This window comes from Pseudomonas sp. SMV71 (assembly GCF_052042015.1).
GTDB lineage: Bacteria > Pseudomonadota > Gammaproteobacteria > Pseudomonadales > Pseudomonadaceae > Aquipseudomonas.
On the sequence record NZ_JBKGGU010000045.1, the window covers coordinates 1 to 10,324 of the forward strand.

Below are 10,324 nucleotides of genomic sequence, written 5' to 3' on the forward strand. Positions count from 1 at the left end.
AGCCGCGGTGGCCACGGCGGTGATCGCAATGTTCGCCGCCACCTCCAGTACCCCGCCGAGGATGTCGGCCATCATCGAGGTGTGCTCCAGCGCATCGCCCAGGCGGGCGGCCCAGAGTGCGTCAGACATGCAAGAGGCTCATCAGGCCGGCACGTCGAACTGCAGGGAAGCCTTGATGGCCGCCCAATGCGCAGCCTCGGCATCGCCGAGCTTTTCGGCCTTGACGTAGCTCAGGGCGAACATCTTGCGGGTGCCGGGCAGCACCAGGGCCAGTTGGAACTGGAAGACTTTTTCGTTGCCCTTGCTGAACTGGCTGCGCAGTTCGATGGCTTCGATTTCCTGGTTGGCGCCCACGCGCACCGCGGCGCCCGGTTGGCAGCGCAAGTCCTGTACCTGTTTCTCCAGGCGCCCCAACTGGTCGTCGAGGTTGCTTTGCAGGGTTTCGCCTTCGGCCAGCAAACTGCGGCTGACGATCAACGAAGTACCCAGTTCGGGAAACTTCAGGATGTTGATCGTCGCGTCCAGCAATTCACTGGGCGGTAGCTGGAACTGGAATTCATTGAGGCGGTAAGTCATTGCGCAAAAATCTCGTGGTTAGCCTTTGGACGACGGGAACGCGGCCTGGATGTTGGCATCGATGCTGCCCTTGACGCCCTGGCCGTCCGGGGTAGCACCCGGGCCGCCGCCGTTGTTCAGGTGCAGCACGCCGCCGGTGTTGAACTCGGCATCGCCGCTGGCATAGAAACTGATCTGCACGCCGGTCAGGTTGATCTGGCCGCTGGCGTTGAGCTCCAGGATGCTTTCACCGCACACCAGGCGCAGGTTCTCACCCACTTCAATGACGTAGCTCTGGCTGATGCTGTCGGTCTTGCGCTGGCCCACCGACAGGATGTCCTCCTGCTTGACGATGCGCAGGCGGTTGTTGCCAATGGTCACCGTCTCGTTGTGGCCGATGCTCTTGTTGCGGTCATGGCCCACCGAATGGCTTTCATCCACCTCGACCACGATGTCCTGGTTGCGCTCGGCATGGATGTACAACTGCTCGGCGCCTTTTTTGTCTTCCATGCGGATTTCGTTGAAATTCGCCGGCGTGCCACCCTTGCTCGAACGGCTCTTCATGCCGCTCTGGGTGGCGTTCTCGGGCAGGTCGTAAGGCACCGTCTGTTCGGCGTTATAGACCCGCCCGGTGATGATCGGCCGGTCCGGATCTCCTTCGAGGAAGCTGACGATCACTTCCTGGCCGATGCGTGGGATCTGCATCGAGCCCCAGTTTTTCCCGGCCCAGGATTGCGACACGCGAATCCAGCACGAGCTGTTTTCGTTGGACTGGTCGTGACGGTCCCAATAGAAATGCACCTTCACCCGGCCATACTGGTCGGTCCAGATTTCCTCGCCCTTGGGCCCGACCACCAACGCGGTCTGCGGACCCTTGACGATCGGACGGTGGGTGATCGGCAGCGGGCGATAGCTTTGCTGGGCGTCGATGCAGGTGAGGCTGCTTTCGAACTGGGCCGAAGGCGCGCCGACACCGGTTTCGCCGCTTTCCTGGGACAGGTAGTAGCGGGCGCCGACGATCAGGTATTCACGGTTCTGGTCCTGGCGGCTGAAGCCGGTGAGGCTGAACAGATGCCCCGAACCCAGGCCCCGGGCGTTGCCCGCCAGCTCGACCTGTTCGTGCAGGGTCTGCAAGGCTTCGATGCGGGTGCGGGCGTAGTGTTCGCCGTCTTCGCTCTGCACGTAGGTGCCGGGATAGTCGTACAGCGGATAGTCGCCGGCGGCGTGGGGCCGCGGCATCGCCGAGCGCACATCGATGCGTGCGCTGGGGCGCTGGAAGTCATAGTCGTTGAGCTCCAGCGAGCCCGGCTGGACTTCCTGGGCCAGGTGCCAGTCGTGAATGTGATCGCGCTCGCGATGCTGGTCATTCTTCGGGTAGTAGGGCACCGAGCCGTAGCCGGGCGCCGTGGTGTGGGCGCCGTAGGCGTCGGCCAACACCAGCACGTGGCGGCCTTGCTCGTGGCGGAAGAAATAGTAGATCCCTTCCTGCTCCATCAGGCGGCTGACGAAATCGAAGCTGGTCTCGCGATACTGCACGCAGTATTCCCACTCGCGGTAGGGGCGGCTCAGGGCGTCTTCGAAATCGGAAAAACCCAGGTCGCGGAACACCTGCTTGATGATCTGCGGGATGGTCAGGTTCTGGAAAATCCGGCAATCGGAGGTACGGGTCAGCAGCCACAGCCAAGGCCTTAGCGTGGCCTGGTAACTGGCGAACTGGCCCTGGTCGACGTTCTGGCTGCAGCGCGCAACGATGCCGTGGAAATAGCGCTCGCCAGCGCCGTCCAGTTGCAGGCTCACGCACATCGGCTTGCCGAGCAACTGGTTGAGGTCGATGGCGTTGTCCAGCGAGTGCAGCTGCAACTCATAGTTGAACAGCCTTCCCAGCTCTTCGCCGCCACCCATGTCCTTGAGCAACAGCACCTCCGGCCCCAGGGGGCTGGTGATTTTGGCCAGGCGTGAGGCTTGGTTGAATAACATCGAGTGTCCCGTGCAAATTGTATTTGGCTGTAGGAACGCAACCCACTGTGGGAGCGAGCCTGCTCGCGATGGCGGTGCATCAGTCAACACCAGGTTGAATGTAATTCCGCTATCGCGCGCAGGCTCGCTCCCACAGGGTTCTCTGTGTTCCTGTCAGATCAGGCCGCGTCGCTGAAGTTGTATTGCAATTCGTTATCCACCGCGCTGATCCGCACGCCTGCCATGGCCTTGCCTTCGAGCATGCGGGTCAGGAATTCGCGGCTCATGTCCGGCAGCAGGCTGTTGGTCAGGATAGTGTCGATCATCCGACCGCCGCTTTCGGTCTCGGTGCAGCGCGAGACGATCAGGTCGATCACCGCATCGTCGTAGTCGAACGCGACCTTGTGGGTGCTTTCCACGCGCTTCTTGATGCGGTTGAGCTGCAGGCGGGTGATGGCCTTGAGCATCTCGTCGCTGAGCGGATAGTACGGAATCGTCACCAGGCGTCCCAGCAGGGCCGGCGGGAAAATCTCCAGCAACGGCTGACGCAGGGCCTTGGCGATCTCTTCCGGCTCCGGCACGTTCTGCGGGTCTTTGCAGACGTCGGCAATCAGCTCGGTGCCGGCGTTGGTGGTCAGCAGGATCAAGGTGTTCTTGAAGTCGATCACCCGGCCTTCGCCGTCCTCCATCACGCCTTTGTCGAACACCTGGAAGAAGATTTCATGCACGTCCGGGTGGGCTTTTTCCACCTCGTCCAGCAGCACCACGCTGTACGGTTTGCGCCGCACGGCTTCGGTCAGCACGCCGCCTTCGCCGTAGCCGATGTAGCCCGGTGGCGCGCCCTTGAGGGTGGACACGGTGTGGGCTTCCTGGAACTCGCTCATGTTGATGGTGATGACGTTCTGCTCGCCGCCGTACATGGCTTCGGCCAGGGCCAGGGCGGTTTCGGTCTTGCCCACGCCGGAGGTGCCGGCGAGCATGAACACCCCAATCGGCTTGCTCGGGTTGTCGAGGCCGGCGCGGGAGGTCTGGATGCGCTTGGCGATCATCTGCAAGGCGTGGTCCTGGCCGATGATGCGTTTTTTCAGGTGCTGGTCGAGGTTGAGCACGGTTTCCAGTTCGTTGCGAGCCATGCGGCCCACCGGGATGCCGGTCCAGTCGGCGACCACCGAGGCCACGGCCTGGTAGTCCACAGTCGGCAAGATCAGCGGGTTCTCGCCTTGCAGGGCGCTCAGCCGCTGTTGCAGGTCCACCAGTTGCTCGCGCAGAGCGTGGCTTTCGTTGTCAGAAGCTTCGCTGGCGTCTTCGCTGTCCACCACGCCGACGCGCTCGCGCAGGGTGGCGCGGGTGGCGAGCAGCTCATCCACCAGGGCTTTCTCTTCGGCCCAACGACTTTCCAGCTCGGCCAAGCGCTCGCGCTCGGCGCTCAGCAGGCTTTCAGTCTGGGTCTGGCGCGTGCCGATCGCCACGCCGATGGCGTGTTCGCGGGCGATGATCTGCAGCTCGGTTTCCAGTGCTTCGATGCGTCGGCGGCTGTCGTCCACTTCAGCCGGCACGGCGTGCAGACTGATGGCGACGCGGGCGCAGGCGGTGTCCAGCAGGCTCACGGATTTGTCCGGCAACTGGCGCGCAGGAATGTAGCGGTGGGACAACTTGACCGAGGCTTCCAACGCTTCGTCGAGGATCTGCACCTGGTGGTGCTGTTCCATGGTCGAGGCCACGCCGCGCATCATCAGCAGCGCCTTGTCTTCCGACGGCTCGGCGACTTGCACCACTTGGAAACGACGGGTCAGGGCCGGGTCTTTTTCGATGTGCTTCTTGTACTCGGCCCAGGTCGTCGCGGCCACGGTGCGCAGGGTGCCACGGGCCAGGGCTGGCTTGAGCAGGTTGGCCGCATCACCGGTACCGGCGGCGCCACCGGCACCCACCAGGGTGTGGGCTTCGTCGATGAACAGGATGATCGGTTTCGGCGAGGCCTGGACGTCCTCGATGACTTGGCGCAGGCGCTGTTCGAACTCGCCTTTCATGCTCGCGCCGGCCTGCAACAGGCCAACGTCGAGGCTGCGCAATTCGACATCCTTGAGCGACGGCGGCACGTCGCCGGCGACGATGCGCAGGGCAAATCCTTCGACCACCGCAGTCTTGCCTACGCCGGCTTCACCAGTGAGGATCGGGTTGTTCTGCCGGCGGCGCATGAGGATGTCCACCAGTTGGCGGATCTCTTCGTCGCGCCCGACAATCGGGTCGAGCTTGCCGCTGCGGGCCTGTTCGGTGAGGTCGACGGTGAAGCGCTTGAGCGCTTCCTGCTTGCCCATGGCGCTCGGGGCCATGGCGCCGCTGGCTTCGCCGGGCACGCTGCCGGCGTTGAAGCCGTCGCTGGCGGTCAGGGCGTTTTCCGGCGAGTCGCCGATGTATTCGTCGAAACGCTCGCTCAGGGCTTCGACCTTGACCTTGTCGAACTCCGACGACAGGCCCAGCAGCGCATGGCGCAGGCTCGGGGTCTTGAGGATGCCGATCACCAGGTAACCGGTGCGCACCTGGCTTTCACCGAACATCAGGCTGCCGTAGACCCAGCCGCGTTCCACGGCCTCTTCCACGTGGGACGACAGGTCGGTGATGGAGGTCGAGCCCCGTGGCAGGCGGTCCAGGGCATCGGTCAGGTCGCGGGCCAGGCGTGCCGGCTCGACGTTGAACTGGCGGATGATGCGGTGCAGGTCCGAGTCCTGCAGCTGCAGCAACTGATGAAACCAGTGGGCCAGTTCCACGTAGGGGTTACCGCGCAATTTGCAGAACACGGTGGCGGCTTCGATGGCTTTGTAAGCCACGCTGTTGAGTTTGCCGAACAACGCGGCGCGACTGATTTCACCCATGCTCATAGCTCCTTGAGGTCTGTGAGGTGTTGGCCTGTTCGGCGTAATGCCGGGCCAGTATTAGATCGTTGGCATCGGTTTGCGGCTGGCCCAGCCAGGTATTGAACCCCAGGCGGAACTGACCGTTGAGTTGCAGCGCCGGGACTTCGGGCTGTTCCAGGACCAGGTTCAGGTCCCAGTCCAATTCGTGTCCCAGGTATTCGGCGACCCAGGCCACCAGCTCGTTGAATGGCTGCTGGCCGGGGAGCATGCCCATGTAGTCGACCAGCTTGAGCGGCCCCAGGCGAATGCGGAATTTGTGCTGGCGGTCCCACACATAGCGACCCAGGCAGAAGTCGGTGCCCAGCTGGTTGGCGCTGACGCCGACGCGGCTGCGCTCCGGCAGCTCCAGCCATTGGCCGACGTATTCCTCGATCTCCACCGGCAGCCCGAAGTACTCGCTCAGGATCGCCTTCAAACCATCGGGGTAGCGGGTTTGCGCCGCCAGGTGGCCGCTGTAATGCAACTTCGCCGTGTCTGGAATCAGGCCCTGATCGAGCAGGCTCGGCATGCCGCGGCCACTGAAGGACGCCAGGCGTGCCGACCAGTAATCGTCGTCCGGGCGGTCGTGGCTGACCGTTGGCCGCGCCTCGGCCCAGGCCCGGTAGAACAGGCTGAGCAGGCGATGGTGGAACACATCGAGAAAGCGCTTGCTGGTGCTGTCGGCGTGGTTACGCTGGCGTTCGCGCACGTACTCGGTGAGGTGCAGCGGCAGCGGGCCGTTGGGGCCGCCGAGGCCGAAGAAGAACTGCTCCAGGCGCGCCGGCGCACCATCGACGCCCGGTTGCACCGAAGCCAGGGTGGCCGGGGCGAAGGTGCATTCGGCCTGTTGTCCCAGGCGCAGCGGGTCATCGGCCAGGCGCAACGAATGGCCCAGGCGCGGCAGCTCGGGGGACTCGCACTCGATGCGCCGCAACGCCTGGAAGAAGTCGTATTCCCAGGGTTCCTGGTGCATCGCCTCCAGGGTACTCACAGGGTCGGACGACGTCCGGGCTTGGCTTTCCATCGCATGATCTCGCCGCGTTCGGTGGTACGGATCACCGTCTCGGTAAAACTGTTGATCGACACGTAGCGTGCCAGGAAGCGTTCGAACACGGCGCCGAGCAGAAACACGCCGGTGCCGCGAAACGCGTTTTCATCGAATTCCAGGGTGATCTCCAGGCCACGGCCGAACACGATCGGCCCCGGCATCGGCAAGCGGCGGGTGCAGGCCTTGCTGCTGACCTCGCGCAGGCCTTCGATCTGCAATTGCAGCGCCGCGTCGTTGCTGTCGCCGTACAGGCGCAGCAGCTCGCGCAGGGCGGCAGCGCCCTGGCCTTGCTCGCTCAGGGACAAATAGTTCAACGACAACTGGCTGATCAATCGCCAGGCCTTGGCATCGTGGGCATGGCTGGCCCGTGGACGACTCGGCCCGGCCACGCAGCGCACGGCGGCTACCGGCGCGCTGTCGGCCAGGGTGAAGTCGGTCTTGCCGTTGCCCACGCTCATGAACAGCGGCAGGTCACGGTTGGTGCACAACGCGGTCACGCCCAGTTGGCGCAAGTCGTGGCGGTAAGGCGCTTGCTGGCTGTCCACCAGGCTGACGAAGGTTTCGCTGCCGATGTAGGTCGAGCGCGGGCCGTTGCGCCGTTGATCACTGGACAGCACCCGCGGTTCACGGCGCACGGTGTAGTAAGCCTGGTCGCGCCCGTAACGGGATGGATCGCGCACCGCGTAGAACGGCAGGAACGGTTGCTCCGGCCCGGTGCCGTGGCCGGTGAGGCCAGTGAGCGAATGCACTTCGAAGTCCATTGGCCGGGTGCGGTCGGCGATCACGTGGTGCTCGTTGACCCGCTCCGACAGGTGAATGCGGTCCAGGCGCCGGGGGAACAGATTGGTCGCCGGGGTGCAGAACGGCAGGAACTGCGTCGCGCTCACGCTGCCTTCCAGGCTCGGATCGTGACGGTCGAACAGCACGATCAGTTCCAGTTCCTGGCCGTCGCAGCGCTTGACCGCCCGGCTCAGTTGGGTGAAGTCGACGAACAGGAAGCGCTGGGGCAGGGCGAAGTATTCCTGCAACAGGCGATAGCCCTGGAACGCCCGCGACACCACCGGCAGCGCCGCATCGGCATCGTCGAAACCTCGCGAGCGCAGTGCGTCCTGCGCCAGGCGCTCGACCCAGTCGCCTCCGGGCTTGCGGGCGAATACCGCGCAGGCGTTGCCGAGCAACTGCTCGTAAAGGCGGAAGGGTTGTTCGTCGGTGCCGCTGAGGTACAGCGGCAGGTTGTCCAGGGCCAGGCTGTTGAACGGCAATTCGGCACCGGTGCGCAGGGTGATGCGCAGGCCGGCCTTGGCTTTCGGTTCACTGGCGGCCAGGCGCCCGAGCACGGTGGACGGGTTGCCGAAGTATTCGGCCTGGCTGACCTGCAACGGCCACAGCGTCACCGCGTGGGCGGTGCGGTACTCGCAGCAGGTCTGGGTTTCGCGTCCCAGGGCGGCCCGCAGGACGGTATCCCGAGGCAGTTGGAAGCCACCGCTCAGCGAGCCTTCGTCCGGGTCGGCCTGCATCTGCACCACGGTCATCGACGGCGTGGGCGCCAGATAGTGCGGGTAGGCGATTTCAAGCAAGTTGTGGGTGAACGTCGGGTACTCGGCATCGAGCTTGAGCTGCACCCGGGCGGTCAGGTAGGCGAAGCCTTCGAGCAGGCGTTCGACGTAAGGGTCGGCGCAGTCCATGCCGGACAACGTCAGCCGACTGGCGATCTTGGGGTATTCCTTGGCAAACTCCGCCGCGCTTTCGCGCACGTGGTGCAGTTCCTGGTTATACAGCTCCAGCAGGCGCGGGTTCATGGGCGCCTCCGCTGGTCAGCGTTGACTACCCGCACATGGCCGGTTTCCAGGTCCAGGTCGGTTTGCAGCATCAGGCGCAGCGGCACCGGCTGGGCCCACAGGTCGCCTTCAATCTCGAAGCTCAGGGCGTTGTGGTTCATCTCCGCCGTGGCCCGGGCCCGGACGCGCAGAGTGTGGCGCAGGATCCGCGGTTCGAACGTGGCGATGGCCTGGTGTATCAGCGCTTCGAGGGCCGGGACGTCAACGTTCGACGCGCTGTTACCGGCCAGCGCCGGCAGCCCGAAATTCACCACTGAGGTGCCCGCCGGGGTATGCAGCGTTGCGTCGTGGCCGAGCAGGCAGGTGGTGTTGAGCAGCCACGCCAGGTCGCGCAGCACCGAGGCCTTGAGCTGGGTGAGCGAGAGCACGCGCTTGTCGGCGCTTTCCTTGGGATTGGTCGGATCGTCGTCGGTCAGCCGGTCCAGCAGGGACGGTTGCAGGCGATCGCGGGTGGCGACTTCGGTTACCACGTAAAAAGGGCCACGAAGTTCTTCTGATCGAAAGCGCCCGGCAGGCAATGACCACCGCCAGCTACCATCGAGGCTTCCAGCTGACCAGCCATTTTCCTGATCGCCTGGTACTGAGAACGGCATTCAGTGCTCGGCGCAGGTTCCGGTGCAAAGTGCTGGACGATAATAATCTGGGCGTTATTGAAGTTTTCGACGCGTGGTTTACCTTGGCGATCGACGCCCAGATGGCAAGGCCAGGGCATGTCCAGGGTCAACAGGCTTTGATCCGGTTTACGCAAGGCGCAGCGTTGATCGTGGTTCTCAAGGGTCAATACTTGACCGCCAAGATCGACCTGATTGTCTTGTGCGGTGGTTGTGTCCGGGGCCGTTTCGGCGCAGGCGTACAGACTCAACAGCACGCAACTCGACAGCAGTGAATGCAGCGTACGCTTGATCATGACAGTTCCCAGAACCAGACTTGTTTTGAGCGATGGGCCTGGTCTGCGAAGTCACCCGTGACCCTGCCGCGATTCCACAGATCGATGTGGTCGCCGGTACGCGCTTCCAGGGATTGCCCGTGCCGTGCAAAGCAGTCCTTGAAGAAGATGATCCCGGTCTTTTGAGCGAGCTTGCGCCGATCTTCGGCACTTCCAGAGAGAATCAGCGGACGACCCAGGTGGTGCCGCCAGAGCCAGTTGGCCAGCGATTCCGCGCCCCGCGCGTGTTCGTGCGCGCACTTGGGTTCGGTGTAGGTCGACTTGTTGACCTTGATGGTTTTTTCCGCGTTGAGCGTGACGCTCATGCGGATAGCGCATTGATTGTCCCAAGGGCCGTCGCAGGGCGTTGGCGTATCGGGATAGCTGTTCCACAAATTGATAAACGAAGGCTTGGCCATGACTCAGATACCGCGCTGTAGAGGATTGGATTCGAGCAAGCACCAAACACCCCCGGCGCGTGGCACCGGGGGCGTCTTCGATTACACCTTGGTGTTGGTGCGGATGTTCCAGCCGAACTTGACCGGACCGCCTTCCTTGGTACCGTCGGCTTTCTGCGGTTGGTAGTCCACCAGCACCTTGGCGAAGTTCAGGGTGACGTTTTCGGTCAGGCGATCATCGCTGCCCGAACCGCCAGTGCTCATGGAGGTGATGATCACTTCTTCAAGGTTGATGATCATGTACTCGACCTGGCTCTCGCCACCGGCCTTGCGCACTACCAATTTGACCTTGTCGATGTGCTTGCCGCTGGCGCAGTGCATCATCAGGTTCGGGGTGGCTTTGTCGACCCACTTGGTCAGCGACAGATCCTGAATATTCACCTTGCCCGCGCCACCGCCGGTGCCGGAGTGCATGTTACCGGTCTGGGACATGCCCCAGCTCCAGTTCAGGACGTCGATCTCGTCCTTGTGGGCCTTGTCCATGGACTCGCCCTTGATGTCGCCGATCTTGATGAAAATATCAACAGCCATGTTTTCTCCCTGTGTGGTTTCTAACCACATTGTTTGGTTGACGCTGACCTTGCGAATTCTGTGTTCAACAGCGATCTGCAACCGGATGAAGATCCCTGTGGGACACCCTTTGTGGCGAGGGA

At 63.3% G+C, this 10,324-nt stretch carries 9 protein-coding genes; all 9 read right to left on the minus strand.

Annotated features, from left to right (window positions below):
• Positions 1-141: 141 nt before the first annotated feature.
• The 9 genes from ACLEJQ_RS25630 to ACLEJQ_RS25670 all read right to left on the minus strand — a co-directional run bounded on the left by ACLEJQ_RS25630 (position 142) and on the right by ACLEJQ_RS25670 (position 10,202).
• Positions 142-576 (minus strand): DcrB-related protein, encoded by a 435-nt coding sequence (locus ACLEJQ_RS25630; protein ID WP_440799868.1) that lies wholly within the window; start codon positions 574-576, stop codon positions 142-144.
• Between the two features lie 18 nt (positions 577-594).
• Positions 595-2,532: a type VI secretion system Vgr family protein gene (locus tag ACLEJQ_RS25635; RefSeq protein ID WP_440799871.1), complete on the minus strand. Its 1,938-nt coding sequence runs from the start codon at positions 2,530-2,532 to the stop codon at positions 595-597.
• A 158-nt stretch (positions 2,533-2,690) separates the two neighbouring features.
• A complete protein-coding gene (gene tssH, locus ACLEJQ_RS25640) occupies positions 2,691-5,381 on the minus strand; it encodes a type VI secretion system ATPase TssH (protein WP_440799874.1) in 2,691 nt (896 codons plus the stop codon).
• Positions 5,374-6,426 (minus strand): type VI secretion system baseplate subunit TssG, encoded by a 1,053-nt coding sequence (gene tssG, locus ACLEJQ_RS25645; RefSeq protein WP_440799876.1) that lies wholly within the window; start codon positions 6,424-6,426, stop codon positions 5,374-5,376. The genes tssH and tssG overlap by 8 nt, the downstream gene beginning before the upstream one ends.
• Positions 6,390-8,249, minus strand: a complete 1,860-nt coding sequence (gene tssF, locus ACLEJQ_RS25650; RefSeq protein ID WP_440799879.1) for a type VI secretion system baseplate subunit TssF — start codon at positions 8,247-8,249, stop codon at positions 6,390-6,392. The genes tssG and tssF overlap by 37 nt, the downstream gene beginning before the upstream one ends.
• Positions 8,246-8,758 carry a type VI secretion system baseplate subunit TssE gene (gene tssE, locus ACLEJQ_RS25655; protein ID WP_440799882.1) on the minus strand — a complete coding sequence of 171 codons (513 nt, stop codon included), beginning with the start codon at positions 8,756-8,758 and terminating at the stop codon, positions 8,246-8,248. Before tssE ends, tssF begins: the two co-directional genes overlap by 4 nt.
• On the minus strand, positions 8,752-9,195 hold the full coding sequence (locus ACLEJQ_RS25660) for a hypothetical protein (protein WP_440799885.1): 444 nt from the start codon (positions 9,193-9,195) through the stop codon (positions 8,752-8,754). The genes tssE and ACLEJQ_RS25660 overlap by 7 nt, the downstream gene beginning before the upstream one ends.
• Positions 9,192-9,632 (minus strand): type VI secretion system amidase effector protein Tae4, encoded by a 441-nt coding sequence (locus ACLEJQ_RS25665; protein WP_440799888.1) that lies wholly within the window; start codon positions 9,630-9,632, stop codon positions 9,192-9,194. The genes ACLEJQ_RS25660 and ACLEJQ_RS25665 overlap by 4 nt, the downstream gene beginning before the upstream one ends.
• Positions 9,633-9,713: 81 nt before the next feature.
• Entirely contained in the window at positions 9,714-10,202 is a 489-nt protein-coding gene (locus tag ACLEJQ_RS25670) for an Hcp family type VI secretion system effector (protein ID WP_440799891.1), read from the minus strand.
• Positions 10,203-10,324: the final 122 nt, after the last annotated feature.